Below are 20,590 nucleotides of genomic sequence, written 5' to 3'. Positions count from 1 at the left end.
GGACAGCCCTGTCATCCGACGATCCGTCATGATCGCAGCACCAACCATGGCACGATCATCGATGCTCAAGCATCTACAACCGTGCACGAGGTCGTAAGGGATGTCTCGTAATGGTGGGAATCATGACTGGCCTTCTTCCGCCTGCTCCCTGATCACCGGGCCACCCGGCGCCCACTACATGCCGATCTTGAAGGGGAATCAGCCGCTCACCTATCAGGCCGCCCAAGCACTGCTGTCCGGCACCGACACCGAGTACGCCGACCACATGAGCATCGACGAGGACCGGGGACACGGGCGTAACGAACGCCGAACCCTACGGGTCGCACCCTGCGACGACAGCCTGTTCCCCGGCGCCCGGCAAGTCTTCCGACTACGCCGCGACACCGGCGGACTCGACGGCATCCGCACGAGCGAAGAAATCATCCACGGCATCGTCAGCCTGAACGCCGACCCGGCCAGCCCGCACCACCTCAACGCCTAACCCCGGGGGCATTGGTCCGTGGAGAAACGTCTGCACTGGACCCGGGACGTGACCTTTCGAGAAGCCGATTCCCAGCTCAGGACCGTTGCCGCGCCACGAGCCCTGGCCAGCTTCCGCAACCTGACCCTCAACACCTTCCGCCTCGCCGGACGCGCCAACATCGCCCATGCCCGCCGCGACCTACACGACCGCACCGACGCCTTCGCCGTCTACGGCATCTAACAAACCGTGATCAAACCGGACACTCCCGAACAACGCCGGGGCCGTGGAGCCGATCCGACGCACGGGGAGAGCCAGCCCACGTCCGCGGGCGCGGGCTGCTCCACCCGAACCGGCCGGTCCTCCTGCCCGTCACTGGTGTCCCATCCATTGGACGGAGAACACGCTCGGACTTACCAGTCACACCACCGCGCAGGTACCGCCGCCGAAATCGGAGGAATGTCCTGCAGGGAAGCGGGTACCCGGCGACGCCAAGTTTGGGCCGAACAGCGAGGTGTGTGATGCGATCAGCACGGCTACTCCCACTTCTCGCATTGACCACCTTGGCGGCAGCGGCGGAGGCAGGGGCGATGAACGCGGCCGGCTTCGAACGCACCAGGGCGATCGCACCTCAATTCGCCACTATCTGGCCGTACGGCATGTTCCACGACCTGCGTTGGGTATTGGTCTACCACGACAGCTGGTTCAGTTTCGGCATCGGGCTGGCCTGCGCGGTCATCGTACGAGGGCTGTTCTGCGCTGGATGCGTCGCGCTTGCCTGGCCCACGGCAATCCCGCGGCCGCCACTACGCCGGCTCATCGGACGTAGCCTGCTCTTCGCCGTGTTCATCGCCGTGATTCTGCTGCCCTGGGCCGCGGTCGCGGTTGCCACCGCCCAATTCGCGTTGGCCGGGATCCTGTTCCTCGAACTGCTGCCAGTGCTGATCCTCGCCCCGCTCGTTGCCCGCGGCGGAATCGTGCCCGACTGGTGGCGTGGCCTACCCACGCTCCGACTGGCCGGCTGGTCGCTGCTCACCTTCACGTTGCTCACCCTGGGTGGCGCCGAAGTGGCTGCCACTCCAGGCTGGAGCGTGGTGGCAACGGCAGGCGCGGTAGGCGCGATCAATGGTCTACTTTGGCGACAAATGGTCCACGCCGCCCTCCGTCAGAAGCCAGTGCACTGGCGACTGGCGCCGGTAGCTCCGCTCGTCGCCGTCCTGGCAGTCGGCTGTTTGTATGCCGTCGATATTGCCTCGACAAGGTTCAGCAGCAAGCGGCCCGTACCGGCATCGTCGCTGCCCGACCTACCTGCCGTACCCCAGGCTGTGATCTACCTTGCTGGCTTCAACTCCGCCTACCCCGGTGATCCCGCGCCACCGACCGGACCGGTGATCCGCTTCTCCTACCGGGGCATCGATGCCGACGGCCGGGCTCGGCCGTACGGACCCGTCGACACCCATCAGTCGATCGTCGACAGCGCCCGCCTCCTTGCCGAGCAGGTGGACCGGGCCCATGCCATTACAGGCCGCCGGGTGGCACTTGTCGGAGAGAGCGAAGGGGCAATGGTCGTCCACTACTACCTCCGCCGACTGCGGAAGCCGGCGGTGACAAGCGCCGTCCTCACCGACCCGTTGATCCGGGCCGGCCGCACCTACTACCCACCGCCGGACGCCGAAAGCGGGTGGGGAATCGCTACCGGCTGGTTGATACGCACCTTGCTCGCAGTGCCCGGCGGAGCCAGCTCGGGCGCCCCGGACCAGCCGTTCCTGCGTTCACTTCTGGACAACGCGCCGCTGTTTCGCAACCACCTGCTCTGTCCGGTGCCTGGGGTAACGACAATCGCGTTCCTGCCGACCATCGAAACGATAGTCCTCCCGCCCTCGGGACGGAGCGTTCCGCAGATCCCCCTACTCGAGGCCAGCGGTATCCACGGCCAGCTCACCAATCGGCCATCCGTGCAGCGCGCCATCGGCGCCTTCCTCAACGGCCAGCCACCGGTCGACCCACAGCTGCATCGCTACCGCCGCGCCCGACTGGACTTCTTCGTAGCGTGGCAAGCCCCAGCCCTCCCGCTGAGACTGAACCCGATGTGGCGGACGCAGGCCCGCTCTGACGCCCTGTTCCAGCCGGTGGGCTGCCAGTCCTGACACATGCCACGACGACACCGCACCGCACGATCCGGTGCAGCGTTTCGAGCGCCGCCGCGAACACCAAGGCCCGCAGCGGCCCTGCGGCGTGCGCTGCCAGCCCGCCGATCAGGATCGCCGTCTCGCCCGGTACGACCAGCCCGAGCAGGGTCGAGGACTCCAGGGCCGGCAACACGAGCACCAGGGCCAGGACGAGGCCCGGCGGTAACCGGTGAGCACCGCGATTACTTTGTCCACCTGCTGATTGTCGCCCCTAGCGGGTTGATATTCGGGCAAGAACCGATCCGCCCGCGGGCGGTCCGTAGGGTTCGGACCGACAGCGGGAATCGAGCCGGATGAGGGGTCAGCCGAGGATCGGTGGTAACGCGGAGGCATCGCCCGTCGCCGGCGCTGCTGGTCAGCCTGGCCGTCTCGGCCGGTCTGCTGGTCGTCGTCAGCGTCTTGGTGCGGCACCGACCCGTAGCGCTGTGGGAGCGGGACCTGTTCGCCCTGATCAACCACCTACCCTCAGGGCTGACGCCGGTGCTGGTCGTCGTCATGCAGGCCGGCTCGTATGCGGCGGTGTTCGTCGCCGCCGCGACGGCCGTCATCCTGCGGCGCACCGGCGTCGCGTGGCGTTTCCTGCTGGCCGGCAACCTCGCGTACTGGCTCGCGCTCGCCGTCAAGGCCGCGGTCGCCCGGCAACGACCGGCGGCGCTGCTGACCGAACTGACCCTCCGGGACACGATCACCGGAGCGCTCGGCTACCCCTCGGGGCACGTCGCGGTCGCCACCGCCCTGGCCCTCGTCGTGGCGCAGGCCGGCAACTCCCGCTGGCGCCGCCTGGCCTGGGCGGTGATCGCTCTGGTCGCCGTAGCGCGGATCCACGTCGGCGCTCATCTGCCGGTCGACGCGGTCGGTGGGATCCTCGTCGGTTGGCTCGCGGTGTGCCTGACCCGGCTCGCCGTCGGCGAGGTCGGACCGCAGCAGTCCGCCCGCGATCTACGCGAGACGCTGCGGCGACGCGGATTCGACGTGCGGCGGCTGGAACCGATCGGCGGTGACGCCCGCGGCTCCCACCCGTGGCAGGCGGTCACCACCGATGGACGGCGGCTGTTCGTGAAGGTGACCGGCGGCCAGCAACGCGATGCGGACTGGGCCTACAGGCTCTACCGGAGCCTGCGCTACCGGCACGTCGCCGACGCACCGCCATACCTGAGTCCCAAGCAGCAGAGCGAACACGAAACCTACCTGACCCTGCTGGCCGAACGCGCCGGCGTCCGAGTCCCGGCCGTCGTCACGACCGCCACCGCACCCGGCGGAAACGCCCTGCTGGTGCAGGAGTTCATCGACGCGGCCCCCCTCGGCGCCGTCGTCGAGCCGGTCCCGATCGCCGCCGTGCGGGACGCCTGGGGACAGGTGGCGCTGCTGCACCGGGCGGGCATTGCGCACCGCGACCTGCGGGCCGCGAACGTGCTCGTTGACGGCGACCGCGCGTACCTGGTCGACCTCGGGTTCGGCGTCGACGACGCCCCGGCCGACCAGCGGGCCCGGGACATCGTCGAACTGCTGGTCGCCCTCGCCAGCCGGGTCGACTCGGCGAGTGTGGTCGCAGCCGCAGTCGACCGACTCGGCGCCGAAACGGTCGCGGACAGCGTCCCGTTCCTGCAACCGCCGGTGCTCTCCCGCGCCGGCCGCAACGTCCTACGCGCCCACCCCGGCCTGCTGGAGTGCCTCCGCGAGGAGATCCTGCGGCGCTGCCCGGACCGGGAGCGGCCCCCGGCCAAGGTGGTCCGGGCAGCGCCGCGGGACATCCTCCTGCTGGTGGTCCTGGGGCTGATCGTGCTCCTCCTGCTCCCGCAACTTGGCGAAGTACGCACCGCAATCCACCTGATGGTGCACGCGAATCTGGTGGCCGTCGCGGCAACGCTGCTCGGCTCGGCCCTCACCTACCTGCTCAGCGCCGTCGTGCTCCGGTTGGCCACGGCCGGCCGGGTACCGCTCGGCGAGGCCACTCTGGTGCAGGTCGCAGCGTCGTTCGCCAACCGGCTGGCCCCCGGCAGCCTCGGCGGTGCCGCGCTCAGCCTGCGCTACCTGCACCAGAAAGGACTCGACACCGCGGTGGCGGTCACCGCCGTGGTCGTCTCCCGCACCGCCGGCGTGGTCTCGGTCGTGGTGCTGCTGCCGATCCTGCTGCCCTTCGCGCGGCAGCCCGCCCGGACCCTCACCCACGGCGCGACCAAGGCGCTGCCGCTGCTGCTGGGCGCCCTCGTCGCGCTGCTCGTCCTCGCGGCCGTCCTCGCCGCACCCCGGATCCGGTGCCGCGGACGCGCGGCGGCCGGCCGCGTCATCGCCGCCCTGCGCACCTTGATTCACCAGCACCGCCTCCGGCGGCTCGTCGCCGCGTCCGTGACGCTCACCCTCACCTACGGCCTCTGCCTCTACCTCGCGCTACTCGCCACCGGCCAGACCGTCGACATCGCGCTACTACCTCCGGTGATCCTGGTCTGCGTCATCGGCGAGGGCGTCGCCTCCGCCGCGCCCACCCCCGGCGGGCTCGGTGCCACCGAGGCCGCGCTCGTCTCCGGCCTGCTGCTCTACGGAGTGCCGCTGGACACCGCCGTCGCCGGCGTCCTGATCTACCGTCTCGCGACCTTCTGGCTCCCGGTGCCGCCGGGCTACCTAGCCCTCCGCCACATGACCCGTCACCGCTTGCTGTAACCACGACGGCGCAGAACGAGACGACGACCAGCGCTGCGGCCCACACTCGACGGGAGCGGACCACCAAGGGCACACGACACCAAGGCAACGTTGCACATGGTGCGATGTCCGGGTTCAGTGGCCGCGGCTGTAGCGCACGGCCACCCGATCGGCTGCGGCGAACAGCCACCCGTGGTGCGCGTCGTCGGTCTCCTGCCGCGCCCGGTGGTGCATCTTCTCGAACACCCGCGGCACGGCGAGAATGAACGTCGGCTGATATTCGCGCAACTGGTCCAGCACCCCGTGACTGCCGGATCAGCGATGAACACGAATACGAGACAGTTGGATTACGCGACCCTGCCAGTCCGTTGTGTGGCTTCCGCCGCCGGGACGGGCGGGGGCTGCCAGACTGGGCGGCATGAGCACCGGCCACTGGCGGGGTCGGATCCTGCCTGCCGCGCCGGGGTCCCGCGTCACTCGCCTGGAGTTGTTCTACGACCTGGTGTTCGTGCTCGCGTTCCTCAACGTCACCACCCTGCTGTCGGCACACCTGCACGTACGCACGCTGCTCGCGGGGCTGGTGGTGCTGGCCCTGCTGTGGTGGTGCTGGGTCTCCTTCGCCGCCCTCGGCAACATGGTCCGCACCGACCAGGGGGTGCTGCCGCTGATCGGCGCGGTGACGGTGGTCGCCCTGTTCGTGCTCAACCTGAGCGTGCCGGAGGCGTTCACGAACCGACCCGGTGGGCCGCCCGGCCCGCTCATCTTCGCCGCCTGCTACCTGGTCATCCGGGTGGTTCAGGTGCTGGCGCTGCTGACCCGCGCCGACGCCCCGGGCCGCGCGGCACTGCGGTCTGGCCTGCCGCTGCTGGCCAGCGTGATGCTGATCCTGGTCGCCGGGGCGCTGCCCCACCCGTCCCAGGTCGGAGTGACGTGGCTGCAGCTGGCGCTGTGGGCGGCCGCCGTGGGCATCGAGTTCACCGCCGGGGGCCTGGTCCGCAGCGCCGGTCTGGCGGTGGTCTCCGCCGCCCACTTGGCGGAGCGGTACGCGCTGATCCTGCTCATCGCGCTCGGCGAGTCGATCATCTCGCTCGGACTGGGAACCAAACCGGCCGCCGGCCTGCCGCTCAGCTGGGCGGTGATCGTGGCGTCGGTCCTCGGCGTCACCACCATCGCGGCGCTGTGGTGGATGTACTTCGACACCCTGACGCTCGACCTCGAGCAGAGGCTGCACGGCACCCGCGACCCGGACGCGCGGGCCGCCTACGCCCTTGACGTCTACGCGTACCTGCATCTGCCGTTGATCGCCGGGATCATCCTGTTCGCCCTCGGCCTGAAGCGCTACCTCGCCGTGATCGCCGACCCGCACGGTGACCCGTGGCGGGTGCGGGCGCTCAGCCTGGACTACCGGGTGCTGTTCGCCGGCGTGATCATCTACATTCTGGGTCTGCTGGCGTTGGGGGTGCGGGCCAGCCACCGGGTGCGCCTGTGGCCGACCGTGACGGTGGTGGCGCTGGCCGTCGTGCTGCTGCCCGCAGGCCGGTTGCCGGCGGTCGCCGGCCTGGCGGTGCTCGCCGCGGCCTGCGTCGCGCTGGTGCTGGCCGGGCTGCGCGCCAGTGACCCGCTGCGCCGCGAGGTGCGGCAGGTCGCGCTGCAGGAGCAGGTCGCCGCCGAGCAGGAGCAGTCCGAGTGGCGCCGCCGCCACCTGTGAGCCGAGGGGCCGGCCCTTGAGGATCGACGGCCGGAAATCCGGCGCTGTGCCCACACCCCCCGCCGACAACACCCCCCCGGATCATACGTACGTGCGCGTGTGGCTGGACGACCCGCCGCGGGACCCCAAGGGCTGGCTGGTCACCGTGGCCGCCGTCCTGCGCCGGCAGAACCCGAAACCGCGCCTGGACTGGGCCGACCGGGCGGTGCTCGCGGCTCTGATCAGGCTCCTACCTCGGCCGTTGAAGACGCATCGGCTCGTCACCCCGGCCACGGTCCTTGCCTGGCATCGGCGGCTGGTGGCGCACCACTGGACCTATCCGAATCGGCCCGGCCGGCCACCCATCGACCCAGCCATCGCCGCCCTGGTTGAGCAGATGGCCCGGGACAATCCCGGCGGGGGCTACCTACGCATCCAAGGCGAACTACTCGGACTCGGCCACCGCGTGGGTGCCTCCACGATCCGCCGGATCCTCAAACGACTCGGCTTACCACCAGCGCCGCTGCGCCGCGACCACACCATCTGGCGGCGGTTCCTGCGCACCCAGGCGTTGACCATGCTGGCCTGCGACTTCTTCCACGTGCACTGCACACTCACCCTCCAACGCCTGTACGTGTTCTTCGTCATCGAGGTCGACAGCCGCTACGTGCACATCCTCGGCATCACCACCAACCCCAACGGGCCGTGGACCAACCAGGCGGCCCGTAACCTCCTTATGGACCTTGGTGAACGCGCCGAGCAGTTCAAGGTCCTCATCCGTGACCGAGCCGGCCAGTTCACCGCCGCCTTCGACGCCGTACTGGCCGATGCCGGCGTGACCGTGTGCAAGATCCCCCCGCCATGCCCGCGGGCGAACGCGCATGCGGAACGGTTCGTCCTGACCGCCCGCAGCGAGGTGACCGACCGCATGCTCATCTTCGGCGAACGACATCTACGCCGAACACTCGATCAGTACGCACGTCACTCCAACGGCCACCGTCCGCATCGGGCCCTGCAGTTGCTGCCCCCACGGTCCGACCGCCCGTCGTTGACCTCACGCATGAGCGGATCAAACGCCGACCTTCCTCGGCGGGCTGATCAACGAGTACGAACGAGCCGCGTAGAAGTCCAGCTCGGGCCCCATGACAGGGATTTGGCACCCCACAGGTCAACGAGTGCTACGCACAGGAGGCACTCGCAGAGGCGCGGCGAGCTCTTCGGCCGGGAAGCATGACCGGCTAACTGGCAAGAACGCGGCGGATCTCGTCACGCAGGCTGGCGGGGTGCGCGGCGCAGCGCTCAAGTTCGGCGATCACCGTCCGCTCGCGACAATGAATCTGCCCGGAACCTCTGCGAACAGACAGGATCAAGAGGGGACCAGCAGGTCGATAGGCAGCAGCGCGAGCCAAATTCCTCGCGGACGGACCGCCTGGCCGCACCAGGTCGCCCGCTCACAGCCAGCCGCGGCGTTCCGCCAGGCAGCCTGCTTGGAACCGGCTCGACGCTCCGAGCTCGGTCATCACGCGCTGGAGCCGGCGGTACGTCGTCCGGGTGCTCCAGCCGTTCACGCGCGCGATCGCCGTGTCGGTCAACCCCGCCATCATCATCGTGAGCAGTGACCGGGTTTCCTCGTCCGGCCGAGTGAGGCCACCAAAAGCACTCGGCGTCACCGCGGACGCGTCGAGCGGGGCGGCCTGGGCCCATTCGCCCTCGAACAGAGCTTCGAGGGCGGTGAGCAGCGGGGAGCGCCGGACGAGGTAGGCGACCTGCAGGCCGCTCCGGCTGAGGTCGAACGGGATGAGGGCGTCCTGGTCGTCGCGGATGATCAGCTTGATGGGCAGGGTCCGCCGGGTCCGGGCTTCTTCGCCGCCGCGTACGGCGGGCAGGATGTCCGTCTCCAGCTTCTGGGGCCAGGTCACCGCGTCCAGGCTGTAGATCACGCGGTGCGCCACGCCGTCGTTCTGGTGGCGGGCGATCTGCGCCTGGGTGTTCCTGGCGGCGCCTGCGCCCCCGGGCACCTCGTAGTAGGGCGGCGTGTCGAACACCCGGACCTGCTGGTGCGCCTCGGATTCCAGGTGGGCGACGGCCGCGGCGATCGTTTCCCGGTCGGTCAGCTGCTCGATCACGAGTTCGGGGCTCGTCCGGTGCGCGCTGCGGTGAATTTCCGAGAGCGAGTGCACCTTCGCGCGCGCCGCGCTCAGTTCGCGCTCCCGCAGCTGCACGAGCTGGTTGATCGCGATGTCAGGGGGAGCGGCCAGGTACCGCGCCGGGCTCCCACTACCGGCCACCAGGTGCTTCGCGTTGAGGGCGGCAAGGGTCCGCTGCAACGGGCCCGCCGGGGTCGACAAGTGGTCGGCGAGCGCGGCGACCGTCGACCCGGGCAGGGCGACCAGCGCTTCGTAGACCCGCTCCTCGTCAGCGGACAACCCCAGGACTGCGAGCTTCATTGTCGAGATTGTGCCAGCTGGCAGTAAGCAGCCACGAGGGGATCTTGCGGCGTTGATCGACGGCTGGCACTGTTCGGCCGCAGTGGCGCCCGTTGAGCTGCGCCCGCGCAGGAAGGAACCCCACCGTTGAGAACTTCACGCACGCGTCGGGCCATCGCGGCGGCCGCATGCCTCGCGTTGTCGCTCAGCTCGATCGTGGTCGCCGGTTCGGCGTCGGCCGCTCCCGGCGGATCATCGGGGCGCACCGCCCCGCAGACCCACACTGTCACCCTGATCACTGGTGATGTCGTCACGGTGAACGCGACCGGTGACGCCGGTGACAGCGGAGGGACGATCTCGGTCAACGGACCGGACGGCGGACCCGCCGACGCGAGGATCTTGGAGTCGGCGGGAGACGTGTACGTCTTTCCGTCCTCGGCGCTGACCTACCTCGGCAAAGGCGTGCTCGACCGGCGGCTCTTCAACGTCACTGACCTGATCGCCGACGGCTACGACGACGCTCACCGCGCCGACCTGCCCCTGATCGTCTCCTACGCCACCCAGTCGGCGGGGTTCCGCGCGAACGCCGCGCCACGGGGATCGGCGCTGGTCCGTCCACTCACGAGTGTCGACGGTGCCGCCATCACCGAGAACCGCGTGCAGGCGCGCGATTTCTGGGCCGCGGTGACGGCAGGCACGCCGTCGTTCTTCGCGGCGGGTGAGGTGACCCCGGCTTTCGCCAACGGCATCAAGCAGATCTGGCTCGACGGCAAGGTGTACGCGGACCTGGCCGAATCGGTCGCGCAGATCGGCACGCCGGAGGTCTGGGCCGGCGGCGACACCGGGCAGGGCGTCGACGTCGCGGTCCTCGACACGGGTGTCGACGAAGGCCACCCCGATCTGGCGGGACGCATCGTCGAGACCCGCAGCTTCATCGCCGGCGAGGACGTCCAGGACGTCCGCGGCCATGGCACCCACGTCGCTTCCACCATCGCCGGCACGGGCGTCGCGTCCGGCGGCGCCGAGAAGGGTGTCGCCCCCGGCGCTCGCCTGCACATCGGAAAGGTGCTGGCGAACTCCGGCTCCGGCAGCGACTCCCAGGTCCTCGCCGGCATGGAGTGGGCGGCGGTCGAGCAGCACGCCAAGATCATCAACATGAGCCTGGGTACGCAGGAGCCTTCCGACGGTACGGATCCGTTGTCGCAGGCCGTGAACCGGCTCAGCGCGCAGACCGGCGCGCTGTTCGTGATCGCGGCGGGCAACACCTCCGGCCCCGGTACGGTCAGCTCGCCAGGTGCAGCCGACGCGGCCCTCACCGTGGGCGCCGTGGACAGCGGTGACCACCTCGCCGATTTCTCGAGCCAGGGTCCCCGGGTCGGCGACGGTGCGCTCAAGCCGGAGATCACCGCACCCGGCGTCGACATCCTGGCCGCGCGGTCGCAGTACACCGCCGAAGGGGAGGGCTTTTACCAAACGATGAGCGGCACGTCGATGGCCACGCCGCACGTGGTCGGCGCTGCCGCGCTGCTCGCCGCGAAGCACCCCGAACTCACCGGCGCCCAGCTGAAGGACCTGCTGACCAGCACCGCCAAGCAGACTCCCGACTACACCGCGTTCCAGGCCGGCAGCGGCCGCGTGGACGTGGCAACCGCCGCCCGTGCCGGGATCTTCGCTTCGGCCACCGCCTCCGCCGGGCAGAACGAAGCCGGCCCGGTCCGCCGCCCGGTGACGTACACCAACCTCGGTGGCACGCCGACGACGCTCGCACTGTCGGTCGCGGCCTCCGGCGTACCCGAGGGAATGTTCCGGCTCTCGGACGACCGGGTCACCGTGCCCGCGCACGGCACCGTTACGGTCACCGTGACCATCGATCCGTCGGCCGCGCCCGGCGGGTCCAACGGCTTCAGCGCCCAGATCCTGGCCACCGAACCGGACGGCGCGCTCGCCGCGCACACCGCGGTCTCGGTCGGCGCGCCGGCGCACCTGCTGACCATCAACGTCAAGGACGCCGCGGGCAAACCCGCGTCGGCGTTCGTCATCGTGCTCCGGGCGGGCGATCCAAACCCGATACCGGTGCCGGTCGACGGCACGGTGAGCTTCTACACACCGGACGACCAGTACTCGGCGCTCGGCTACCTGGCCGTGTCCGGGGTCCACGGCCCGAATTCACAGGGGCTGGCGCTGCTCGGCGATCCCGACTTCACGTTAACCCGGGACCGCACGATCACGCTTGACGCCGGCCGCGTCCGGCTGGTCGACGAGACCACCCCGCAGCCCGGCGTCCCCGCCTACCTGCGGCTCGAGTACTCGCGGATGGTCCACGAGGACGGCCGCTGGCACGACTTCGTTCTCGCGAACGAAAGCGTCGACAGCTTGTGGATCCAGCCGCAAGGCAAGGTGACGCACGGCGACTTCATCGTCGGTGCGCGGTGGCGCAAGGAACAGCCCGCGCTGACGGTGTCCGCCCGGGGGACCGATTACACCGACGTCCTCCGGCAGCGGGGCGTCACCGCACTGCCCGACGGAACCCGGACCCTGCCGTTGGTCTTTGCGGGTGCGGGGGCGCCGTCGGACTACGCCGGCCTCGGCGCGAGGGGCAAGGCGGTGGTCATCCGGCGGTCCGCGTCGGCGACCCCGTCCGCGCTCGCCGAGGCGGCGGCTGACGCGGGCGCCAAGCTGCTGCTGGTGGCCAACGACCGGCCCGGCCGGCAGAGCCTCTATTTCGGGACGGCCTCGGGGCAGCCGAGCCCCGTCGACGTCGGGCTCCTCAGCTCCGACGAGGGCGAGAAGCTGATCGCCCAGGCCCGGCAGCGCAACGCGCTGCGCACGGAGTCGCACCCGGCGCCGGCCTACGTCTACGACCTCATGCACACCTGGGACAACGAGTTGCCCAAGAGCATGGTCGTCCACGCTTCGAGCAAGAACCTCGCGCGCATCGACCAGACGTTCGCCGGCGCCGTCCCCGCTGGTGCGGGCGAGGAGTGGCGGTACGACTTCCCGGCGTACTCGGAATGGGGTATCGGGAACTACGTCGCCATGGCCGCCAGCGGCCGCCGCACGGACTGGGTCAGCACCGACGGTGCGAACCGGTGGGGCCACGAGGTCTACGACGGCCTCCTGGGCCAGTGGGGCGTCCGCCGGTCGTACAAAGCCGGCACCGTGTCGGACGACGAGTGGTTCACGCCCATCCAGCGGCCCTACCTCAACAACAACTACCTCGGGCCGGCGCGTACGGAGAACGAGATGCGGATCGACGTGCCGGGGTACGGCAACGCCGACCACACCGGCGCGATCTCGGACTTTCAGCACGCGAGTCAGACCGTGACCCTCTACCAGGGCGACACCCAGCTGGGCACGTCCAGCAACGGGCTCATCATGTACCCGACGGCACCCAGCGCCGGGCCGCGGCAGTACCGCCTGGTCGTCGCGAACCAGCGCGACGCGTCCGTCAGCCCCTACTCGTCCTCGACCACGACAGCATGGACGTTCACCTCCGCCGCCCCGAAGGTCCCCGGCCAACGGGACCTGCTCCCGCTACTGCAGATCCGCTACGCCGTTGACCCGGACGCCTCCGGATCCGTGCCCCGCGACTCGACGTTCGGCGTCACCGTCGAACAACGCGCCCCTGTCTCAGTCGGCCTGACCGCGGTAACGGTCGCCGGCGGCGGCACCCCTCGCTCGCCCGGCGTCGAGGTCTCCTACGACGACGGCGCCACCTGGACCCGCCTCCGCGACGACCACCGAGGCGCCTACCGCCTGGACGCACCGAAAAAGGCGCACTTCGCCTCCCTCCGGGTAACCGGCACCGATTCCGCCGGTAACTCCGTCACCCAAACAATCCTTCGCGCCCTCGGCCTCCACTAACCCTTACCCCTTGCGGCCCGCCCCAAGGGGCGGGCCGCAAGTACGCGAACCTCAACGTTCTTTCGCGGTCACTTGCCCTGTGGGGTGCCAAATCCGGGGCTGTCTCGCTAACGGTGTTTCCGGCGATCTTGGTTAGTAGGTTTCAGCGGCCGGGAAGCGGTCGCTGAAGGTGATGGCGAAGGCGTTCAATGCGGGTTTCCAGCGCATCGTCCATCGGGTTCTGCCTGCTCCGGTGGGGTCCAGGGACCGGGTCACCAGGTACAGACACTTCAACGCGGCCAGCTCGTTGGGGAAGTGGCCGCGGCCCGCGGTTCCGGATGTTCGATCCGGCCGCGGCCGCGGCGCTGCTCATGGTCCGAGCCGAACCGGGCATTCCGCCTCGTTTGGGAGCGAAAGTGTGTTTAGCTGTTGAAAAGGTGGCGCGCGGCGGGAAGGGATTGGCATGCACGGACGTGAGCTGCGTGGTCTGCTGCATCCGTTCCTCCTGCTCCTGATCTTCGAGCGGCCCGGTCACGGGTACGACCTGATCGACCGGCTCCGGGACCTGGGACTGACCGATGTGGAACCCGGCCATGTCTACCGCGTGCTGCGCGGCCTGGAACGCGACCGGTCGCTGGTCTCCGGATGGGAGACCGCCGAAGCGGGGCCGGCCCGCCGGTGCTACCAGCTCACCGCCAAGGGCCGCGACGATCTCCGGTCGTGGACCGTCCAGCTGGCGCAGCTCGACCAGGTCATCGGCGCCTGTCTGCGCCGCTCGGCAGGCGCCTTCCAGAGCGCGCATCCCGGCGGCGCTGACCGGTACGTCGCTGCCCGACCCTGAACGGAGGAGCATGGAGTCGTCTGTCCTGCCGGCCGTTGGCCGCGCGTTCGCCCGCCGGGTGGCACCGGCGCAGGCGCTCGCCGGCGACGCGCCGCAGATCGCCCGGGCCTGCTACGAGATGGCCGTACGCTTCCATCGCGGCGGAAAGCTGATCGTCTTCGGCAACGGCGGGCCGGCGACCGACGCCCAGCACATCGTGGTGGAGTTCGTTCACCCGGTCATCGTCGGCAAGCGAGCCCTGCCGGCGATCTCGCTGACCAACGACGCCGCCACCCTCACCGGGATCGCCCGGGCGGAGGGCTTCGACGAGGTGTTCGCGGCTCAGCTGCGCCTGCTCGCCGCCCCGGAGGACATCGCGCTCGGCCTGTCCGCCGATGGCCGGTGCACCAACGTGCGGCGCGGTCTGGTGACGGCCCGCGACCTCGGTCTCCTCACCGTCGGACTCCTCGGTGGCGATGGCGGTGACATCGCTCGGGACGCCATCGCCGACCACGTCGTCGTCGCCCGCTCCGAGGACCCGTGCATCGTCAAGGAGGTGCACGTGACGATCTATCACATCCTGTGGGAGTTGGTGCACGTGTTGTTCGAGCAGCCCGGACTGCTGGAGCCGGAGCTGGTTCGGTGAACCCGCAGCCGGTGACGACGACCCGGGCCATGCCCGAGTGCCACGACGACGTGTGCATCACCTGTTCCGATGCGGCGGTCGCCGTCCGGGTACGGGAGGTGCTGGCCGGCGGCTTGGCGATGGTCGACACGGACGCCGGGCCGGAGGAGGTCAGCGTGGCCCTGGTCGACGCGGGACCGGGCGACGTAGTGCTGGTGCACGCCAAGGAGGCCATCGCCGTCGTGGAGAAGCGGTCGTGAGCGCGAGGAGTGAGCCGGATCTGCGAGCCCCGCAGCCGCGAACTGAGGTGGCCCCGTGAGCGCCGGGGTCGAGGGCGCGATCGGGGCGCTCTACCCGTTCCTGGACACCCGGCCGACCGACGTGGACGCGGTGCTCGCCGAGGTGGCGCAGTCTACCGCGGCGAAGGCGGCGGAGATCGTCGCCCTGCGCGAATCCCTTGTCGCCGAGCACGGGCAGCGGCTGGTCGACTGCGCCCGCCGGTGCTCCGCGGCTTTCCGGGCCGGCGGCACGCTGTTCGCGTTCGGCAACGGCGGCAGCAGCACCGACGCGCAGGACATCACGCAGTTGTTTCTGCACCCACCGGCGGTCGCCCGGCCGTTGCCGGCCATCTCATTGGCCCACGACGTCGCGTTGATCACCGCACTCTCCAACGACGTGGGGTTCGAGGTGGTCTTCGCCCGGCAGCTGGCGGCGTTCGGTCGGGCCGGGGACATCGCGGTGGGGCTGTCCACCAGCGGCGGATCGAACAACGTGCTGCGCGCATTCGAGGAGGCTTCCCGGCGCGGCATGCTCACCATCGGGCTCGCCGGGTACGACGGCGGCCGGATGGCCGAGTCCGAGTTCGTCGACCACCTGTTCGTGGTGCCGTCGGCATCGGTGCACCGGGTCCAGGAGGCGCAGACGACGGTCTACCACGTGCTCTGGGAACTCACCCAGCAGGCGCTGGCCGACGAACTCTGACCGGTCGTCATGGACCTGGCCAGCGTGCGGCGGGTGCACGTCCGCGTCGAGGGCATCGTGCAGGGGGTGGGCTTCCGGCCGTTCGTGCACGCACTCGCCACCGAGTACGACCTGGCCGGCTTCGTCGGCAACGACACCGCGGGCGTCTTCGTGGAGGTCGAAGGGGACGGGGAACGGCTGGCCGCCTTCGTGGCCGACCTCAGCCGGCGGGCGCCGACCCTCGCCGAGGTCGAGCGGCTCACCACCGAGCCGGTCCCGCCGACCGGCCGGCCCGGCTTCGCCATCGTCAGCAGCGTCACCGGCGCCGGCCGGGACGCCCTGATCTCCCCGGACACCGCCACCTGCCCGGACTGCCTCGCCGAGCTGGCCGACCCGGCGGACCGGCGCCATGGCTACCCGTTCACGAACTGCACCAACTGCGGCCCGCGTTTCACGATCGTCGAGGACGTCCCGTACGACCGCCGCACCACCACCATGGCCGGGTTCCCGCTCTGCGTCGAGTGCGCCGCCGAGTACGCCGACCCGGCGAACCGCCGCTTCCACGCCGAGCCGGTGTGCTGTCCCGCCTGCGGTCCCGCCCTCCGGTTCGTCACCGCCGACGGCGCCCCGGTCCCCGGTGACCCCCTGAACACCGCCGTACGGTGGCTGCGGGACGGCCGGATCGTCGCGGTCAAGGGCCTCGGCGGCTACCACCTGGCCACGAGAGCCGACGACGATCGGGTCGTCACGGCGCTGCGCGCCCGCAAGCACCGCGAGGAGAAGCCGTTCGCCGTGATGGCCGCCGACCTGCCGACGGCGCGCACCCTGGTCGACGTGGCGCCGGCGGCCGAGGCGGTGCTCACCAGCGCCCGCCGTCCCGTGGTGCTGCTGCCCCGCCGCGCCGACGCCCCGGTCGCCGGGTCGGTGGCGCCGGGCAACCGCGAGCTGGGGGTGCTGCTGTCGTACACGCCGCTGCACCAGCTGCTGCTCGGGCGACTGGGCATGCCGATCGTGTTGACCAGCGGCAACGTCTCCGACGAACCGATCGCGCACCGTGACGACGACGCCCGTCGGCGGCTCGCGCCGATCGCCGACGGATTCCTCGTGCACGACCGGCGGATCCACGTCCGGACCGACGACTCGGTGGTCCGCGTGTTCCGCGGCCGGGAACTGCCGGTACGGCGGTCCCGCGGTTACGTGCCCGCCCCGATCACGCTGCCGTGGCGGTTCGACCGGCCGGTGCTGGCCTGCGGCGCGGAGCTGAAGAACACCTTCTGCGTGGCGAAGGGACGGCGCGCGTTCGTGTCGCACCACATCGGCGACCTGGAGAACTACGAGACGCTGCGGGCGTTCACCGACGGCATCGCGCATTTCACCCGGCTCTTCGACGTCCGGCCGGCGGTCGTCGCCCACGATCTGCATCCCGAGTACCTGTCCACGAAGTACGCCCTGCGGCGCGATGACGTCGAACTGCTCGGCGTCCAGCACCACCACGCCCACATCGCGTCCTGCCTGGCCGACAACGGCGACCCCGGCCCGGTGATCGGCGTCGCCTTCGACGGTCTCGGGTACGGCCCGGACGGCACCCTCTGGGGCGGGGAGTTGTTCGTCGCGGACCTCACCGGGTTCGAGCGGGTCGGTCACCTCGGCGCGCTGCCGATGCCGGGTGGGGCCGCGGCGGTACGCGAGCCGTGGCGGATGGCGGCGGCCTATCTCGACGAGATCTACGGCGACGCCGTACCGGAGCTGCCGGTGCTGCGCCGGCACGAGCGGCAGTGGCCCGCGGTGGTGGCGCTGGCGCGGACCGGGACGAACTCGCCGCGTACCTCCAGCGCCGGCCGGCTCTTCGACGCCGTCTCGGCGCTTCTCGGCCTGCACGACCGTGTCACGTACGAGGGGCAGGCCGCGATCGCCCTGGAGCAGCGGGCCCACCGTGACGAGCGGGGCGGCTACCCGGTCGAGGCGGGCGGCCCCGTGCCGCTCCTGGAGGCCGGGCGCGGGCTGGTCCGGTGCGTGGTCGACGACCTGCTCGCCGGCGTGGATCCCGGCCGGATCGCCGCGCGCTTCCACCATGGCCTGGCGGACGCCGTGGTCCGGTCGGCAGGAGCCGTCCGGGAGAACACGGGACTGACCACCGTCGCGCTCTCCGGCGGGGTCTTCCAGAACGTGCTGCTGCTCGACCTGGTGGTGAGCGGGCTGGAGCGGGACGGCTTCCGGGTGCTGGTGCACTCGCGGGTGCCACCCAACGACGGTGGCATCTCGCTCGGCCAGGCCGTGTTGGCCGCAGCGCGGGCCGTACCGGCCGGCTGACCTCGCGGCGCGATCAGCGGTGGCCGCGGCGCGCGCCGTGCCCGCCGGCTGGCCCCGCGACCGCCGTCAGCAGATGCGGGGGAGTGGGTCGCCGACCAGCATGTCGACCACCCGGGTGCCCCCGAACGCGGTCCTGAGCAGCACCATTCCGGGCGGGTCGGCGGCGACGCGGCCGATCACCGCCGCACCTTCGCCGAGCGGGTGGCCGCGCAGCGCCGCCAGAGCGGCCTCCGCCTGCGTGCCGTCCACCACGGCCACCAGGCGTCCCTCGCACGCCACGTAGAGCGGATCGATGCCGAGCAGCTCGCAGGCGCCGGTCACGGCCGGACGCACCGGTACGGACGCCTCGTCGACGACGACGGAGACCTGCGCCGCCTGCGCCACCTCGTTGAGGACGGTCGCCACACCGCCGCGGGTGGCGTCGCGCAGCAGCCGAGCCCCGGGAGCCGCGTCCAGCAGAGCGTCCACCAGCCCCGGCAGCGCCGCGGTGTCCGAGGCGAGGTCGGCGGCGATGTCCAGTTCACCGCGGGCGAGCATGATGGTGACTCCGTGGTCGCCGATCGGCCCGGAGACGACGACCGCGTCACCCGGGCGGATGTGCGCGGCGCCCAGGCTCAGCGGCCGCTCCAGCACCCCGACGCCGGCCGTGTTGACGTAGCAGCCGTCGGCCTTGCCCCGCTGCACCACCTTCGTGTCGCCGGTGACGACCTGGACTCCGGCGCGCGCCGCGGCGGCGGCCATGGAGGCGGTGATCCGCCGCAGGTCGGCGACGGGGAAGCCCTCCTCTAGGATGAACCCGGCCGACAGGTACAGCGGCCGGGCGCCGCTGACCGCGAGGTCGTTGACGGTGCCGTTGACCGCGAGGTCGCCGATGTCCCCGCCCGGGAAAAACAGCGGCGACACCACGTACGAGTCGGTGGTGAACGCCAGCCGGCCGGTGCCCACGGAGAGCACGGCGGCGTCTTCGAGCGCCTCCAGCGTCGGGTTGCGGAACGCCTCGACGAACAGCCCTTCGACCAGGCTGTGCGTCGCCTTCCCACCCGCGCCGTGCGCAAGCGTGATCCGGCTCTCCCGGATCTTCGGCGCGCGCCGGCGGGCCCGTTCGATGCGCTTCAGCACCTGCTGCTCCGGCGACAGCCGCCCCAGCTCGCGCTCGGTCGTCGCCTCCGCCTCGGCCACCGGGCGCTCGGCCCACCCGGCGGTGCGTTCGGTCGTCATGCCCGGACCGCCTCCGTCAGCCGCTGCCTCGTGAAGCGGCCGAAGTTGTAGTAGGCGGCGCACGCACCCTCCGAGGAGACCATGCACGTGCCGATGGGGGTCTCCGGCGTGCACGCGGTGCCGAACACCTTGCACTCCCAGGGCTTGAGTACCCCCTTGAGCACCTCGCCGCACTGGCAGGCCTTCGGGTCGGCCACCCGTACCCCGGGCACGTCGAAGATCCGCTCGGCGTCGTACGCCGCGTACTCGTCCCGCATCCGCAGTGCGGAGTGCGAGATGAAGCCGAGGCCGCGCCACTCGAAGTACGGCCGCAGCTGCATGACCTGGCCGATCGCCTCCAGCGCCCGCAGGTTGCCGTCCCAGGGCACCACCCGGGTGTACTGGTTCTCCACCTCGCAGCGCCCCTCGGCGAGCTGTTTGAGCAGCATGAAGACCGACTGCAGGAGATCCAGCGGTTCGAACCCGGCACACACCAGCGGTTTGCCGTAGTCGCGGGTGATGAACTCGTACGGCCGACAGCCGATGACGGTGGAGACGTGCCCGGGTCCGAGGAAGCCGTCGAGCCGCAGGTCGGGTGAGTCGAGGATCGCCTTGATGGCCGGCAGGATGGTGACGTGGTTGCAGAACACCGAGAAGTTATCGATGCCGTCGGCGGCCGCCCGCAGCACGGTCATCGCGGTCGACGGCGAGGTAGTCTCGAACCCGATCGCCATGAAGACCACCCTGCGGTCCGGGTTGGTCCGGGCGATCTTCAGGGCGTCCAGCGGCGAGTACACCATCCGGATGTCCGCACCGGCCGCCTTGGCGTCCAGGAACGAGCCGTTCCCGCCCGGGACCCGCATCATGTCGCCGAACGCGGTCAGGATGACGCCCGGCTCGTTGGCGATGGCGATGGCGTCGTCCACCCGGCCCATCGGGATGACGCAGACCGGGCAGCCCGGCCCGTGCACGAGTGAGACGTTCTCCGGCAGGTAGTCCTCGATCCCGTGCTTGTAGATGGTGTGCGTGTGCCCGCCGCAGACCTCCATGAACTTGTACTGCCGTCCCGGCTCGCACAGCGCGGCGATCTGGGTGGCCAACGCCTGGGCCTTGTCCGCGTCGCGGTACTCGTCGACGAAACGCATCTGGTCGCCCCCTCTAGGTGATGTCAGATTCGGCGAGCGCCTGCAGCTCGTCGGTGTACGCCTGCCCGAGGCCGGTCAGCAGCGCCAACGTGGCGGCCGCCTCGGCTTCGTCGATCTTCGACATGGCGAACCCGACGTGGACCAGCACCCAGTCCCCGACGCCGATCCGGTCCGCTCCGAGCAGGCCGATGTTGACCGCCCGCCGGACGCCCACGACGTCCACGACGGCCAGGTCGTCGTGACCGGCCTTGATCTCGACGATCTCGCCTGGGATCCCAAGACACATCGACT

17 protein-coding genes and 1 pseudogene are annotated in these 20,590 nt (G+C 70.6%); 12 read left to right on the top strand and 6 right to left on the bottom strand.

All coding sequences use genetic code 11. The features are described from left to right. Positions 1-187 precede the first annotated feature (187 nt). The 4 genes from ACWD5O_RS31705 to ACWD5O_RS31690 all read left to right on the top strand — a co-directional run bounded on the left by ACWD5O_RS31705 (position 188) and on the right by ACWD5O_RS31690 (position 5,307). Positions 188-481, top strand: coding sequence for a hypothetical protein (locus ACWD5O_RS31705; RefSeq protein ID WP_450087569.1), 294 nt, complete (start codon positions 188-190; stop codon positions 479-481). An 18-nt stretch (positions 482-499) separates the two neighbouring features. Next, positions 500-703, top strand: a complete 204-nt coding sequence (locus ACWD5O_RS31700) for a hypothetical protein (RefSeq protein ID WP_450005261.1) — start codon at positions 500-502, stop codon at positions 701-703. Between the two features lie 347 nt (positions 704-1,050). Next, positions 1,051-2,607, top strand: a complete 1,557-nt coding sequence (locus ACWD5O_RS31695; RefSeq protein ID WP_450087568.1) for an esterase/lipase family protein — start codon at positions 1,051-1,053, stop codon at positions 2,605-2,607. A 357-nt stretch (positions 2,608-2,964) separates the two neighbouring features. After that, a complete protein-coding gene (locus ACWD5O_RS31690) occupies positions 2,965-5,307 on the top strand; it encodes a lysylphosphatidylglycerol synthase domain-containing protein (RefSeq protein ID WP_450087567.1) in 2,343 nt (780 codons plus the stop codon). A gap of 114 nt (positions 5,308-5,421) precedes the next feature. Here ACWD5O_RS31690 and ACWD5O_RS31685 read toward each other — a convergent pair whose 3' ends face one another. Beyond that, entirely contained in the window at positions 5,422-5,586 is a 165-nt protein-coding gene (locus ACWD5O_RS31685) for a hypothetical protein (protein WP_354967832.1), read from the bottom strand. A 118-nt stretch (positions 5,587-5,704) separates the two neighbouring features. On the opposite strand from ACWD5O_RS31685, the gene ACWD5O_RS31680 reads away from it, so the two are divergent. After that, on the top strand, positions 5,705-6,994 hold the full coding sequence (locus ACWD5O_RS31680; RefSeq protein ID WP_450087566.1) for a low temperature requirement protein A: 1,290 nt from the start codon (positions 5,705-5,707) through the stop codon (positions 6,992-6,994). A 145-nt stretch (positions 6,995-7,139) separates the two neighbouring features. Continuing rightward, complete coding sequence (locus ACWD5O_RS31675; RefSeq protein WP_450087565.1) at positions 7,140-8,207, top strand: integrase core domain-containing protein; 1,068 nt, start codon at positions 7,140-7,142, stop codon at positions 8,205-8,207. A gap of 217 nt (positions 8,208-8,424) precedes the next feature. Here ACWD5O_RS31675 and ACWD5O_RS31670 read toward each other — a convergent pair whose 3' ends face one another. Continuing rightward, positions 8,425-9,420 (bottom strand): helix-turn-helix domain-containing protein, encoded by a 996-nt coding sequence (locus tag ACWD5O_RS31670; RefSeq protein ID WP_450087564.1) that lies wholly within the window; start codon positions 9,418-9,420, stop codon positions 8,425-8,427. Positions 9,421-9,546: 126 nt separating this feature from the next. Between ACWD5O_RS31670 and ACWD5O_RS31665 the strand changes: the two genes are divergently transcribed. Continuing rightward, on the top strand, positions 9,547-13,263 hold the full coding sequence (locus tag ACWD5O_RS31665; RefSeq protein WP_450087563.1) for a S8 family serine peptidase: 3,717 nt from the start codon (positions 9,547-9,549) through the stop codon (positions 13,261-13,263). Positions 13,264-13,395: 132 nt separating this feature from the next. On the opposite strand, the pseudogene ACWD5O_RS31660 reads toward ACWD5O_RS31665, so the two are convergent. Next, positions 13,396-13,566 (bottom strand): annotated as a pseudogene (locus ACWD5O_RS31660) (IS256 family transposase); the annotation flags it as partial. Between the two features lie 139 nt (positions 13,567-13,705). Here ACWD5O_RS31660 and ACWD5O_RS31655 point away from each other — a divergent pair. Genes ACWD5O_RS31655 through hypF form a run of 5 tightly spaced genes read left to right on the top strand, consistent with a single transcriptional unit; the run spans position 13,706 to position 17,957 of the window. Beyond that, complete coding sequence (locus ACWD5O_RS31655) at positions 13,706-14,083, top strand: helix-turn-helix transcriptional regulator (RefSeq protein WP_354967838.1); 378 nt, start codon at positions 13,706-13,708, stop codon at positions 14,081-14,083. 10 nt (positions 14,084-14,093) lie between these two features. Further along, positions 14,094-14,708 carry a D-sedoheptulose-7-phosphate isomerase gene (locus tag ACWD5O_RS31650; protein ID WP_354967839.1) on the top strand — a complete coding sequence of 205 codons (615 nt, stop codon included), beginning with the start codon at positions 14,094-14,096 and terminating at the stop codon, positions 14,706-14,708. Continuing rightward, positions 14,705-14,947: a HypC/HybG/HupF family hydrogenase formation chaperone gene (locus ACWD5O_RS31645; RefSeq protein ID WP_354967840.1), complete on the top strand. Its 243-nt coding sequence runs from the start codon at positions 14,705-14,707 to the stop codon at positions 14,945-14,947. The genes ACWD5O_RS31650 and ACWD5O_RS31645 overlap by 4 nt, the downstream gene beginning before the upstream one ends. A gap of 55 nt (positions 14,948-15,002) precedes the next feature. Further along, the gene (locus ACWD5O_RS31640; protein ID WP_354967841.1) at positions 15,003-15,668 is read left to right on the top strand and encodes a D-sedoheptulose-7-phosphate isomerase; all 666 of its coding nucleotides are present in this window, start codon (positions 15,003-15,005) and stop codon (positions 15,666-15,668) included. Positions 15,669-15,677: 9 nt separating this feature from the next. Further along, a complete protein-coding gene (gene hypF / locus ACWD5O_RS31635; RefSeq protein WP_450087562.1) occupies positions 15,678-17,957 on the top strand; it encodes a carbamoyltransferase HypF in 2,280 nt (759 codons plus the stop codon). A 66-nt stretch (positions 17,958-18,023) separates the two neighbouring features. Here the strand turns inward: hypF and hypE are convergent, their stop codons facing one another. The 3 genes from hypE to ACWD5O_RS31620 are packed head-to-tail and all read right to left on the bottom strand — an operon-like array spanning position 18,024 to position 20,585. Then, entirely contained in the window at positions 18,024-19,175 is a 1,152-nt protein-coding gene (gene hypE, locus ACWD5O_RS31630) for a hydrogenase expression/formation protein HypE (RefSeq protein ID WP_450087561.1), read from the bottom strand. Continuing rightward, positions 19,172-20,299 carry a hydrogenase formation protein HypD gene (gene hypD / locus ACWD5O_RS31625; protein WP_354967844.1) on the bottom strand — a complete coding sequence of 376 codons (1,128 nt, stop codon included), beginning with the start codon at positions 20,297-20,299 and terminating at the stop codon, positions 19,172-19,174. The genes hypE and hypD overlap by 4 nt, the downstream gene beginning before the upstream one ends. Positions 20,300-20,312: 13 nt before the next feature. After that, the gene (locus tag ACWD5O_RS31620) at positions 20,313-20,585 is read right to left on the bottom strand and encodes a HypC/HybG/HupF family hydrogenase formation chaperone (protein WP_354967845.1); all 273 of its coding nucleotides are present in this window, start codon (positions 20,583-20,585) and stop codon (positions 20,313-20,315) included. Between the last annotated feature and the right edge of the window lie 5 nt (positions 20,586-20,590).

The organism is Micromonospora sp. NPDC005161 (assembly GCF_053599855.1).
This window is presented reverse-complemented; position numbering and strand designations above follow the sequence as displayed.

What these genes read in the sequence shown, in the direction of transcription:
- ACWD5O_RS31695 (WP_450087568.1), top strand. Translation starts at nt 1,051, where the DNA reads ATGAACGCGGCCGGCTTCGAACGCACCAGGGCGATCGCACCTCAATTC.
- ACWD5O_RS31680 (WP_450087566.1), top strand. Translation starts at nt 5,705, where the DNA reads ATGAGCACCGGCCACTGGCGGGGTCGGATCCTGCCTGCCGCGCCGGGG.
- ACWD5O_RS31670 (WP_450087564.1), bottom strand. Translation starts at nt 9,420, where the DNA reads ATGAAGCTCGCAGTCCTGGGGTTGTCCGCTGACGAGGAGCGGGTCTAC.
- ACWD5O_RS31655 (WP_354967838.1), top strand. Translation starts at nt 13,706, where the DNA reads ATGCACGGACGTGAGCTGCGTGGTCTGCTGCATCCGTTCCTCCTGCTC.
- ACWD5O_RS31650 (WP_354967839.1), top strand. Translation starts at nt 14,094, where the DNA reads ATGGAGTCGTCTGTCCTGCCGGCCGTTGGCCGCGCGTTCGCCCGCCGG.
- hypF (WP_450087562.1), top strand. Translation starts at nt 15,678, where the DNA reads ATGGACCTGGCCAGCGTGCGGCGGGTGCACGTCCGCGTCGAGGGCATC.
- hypE (WP_450087561.1), bottom strand. Translation starts at nt 19,175, where the DNA reads ATGACGACCGAACGCACCGCCGGGTGGGCCGAGCGCCCGGTGGCCGAG.
- hypD (WP_354967844.1), bottom strand. Translation starts at nt 20,299, where the DNA reads ATGCGTTTCGTCGACGAGTACCGCGACGCGGACAAGGCCCAGGCGTTG.
- ACWD5O_RS31620 (WP_354967845.1), bottom strand. Translation starts at nt 20,585, where the DNA reads ATGTGTCTTGGGATCCCAGGCGAGATCGTCGAGATCAAGGCCGGTCAC.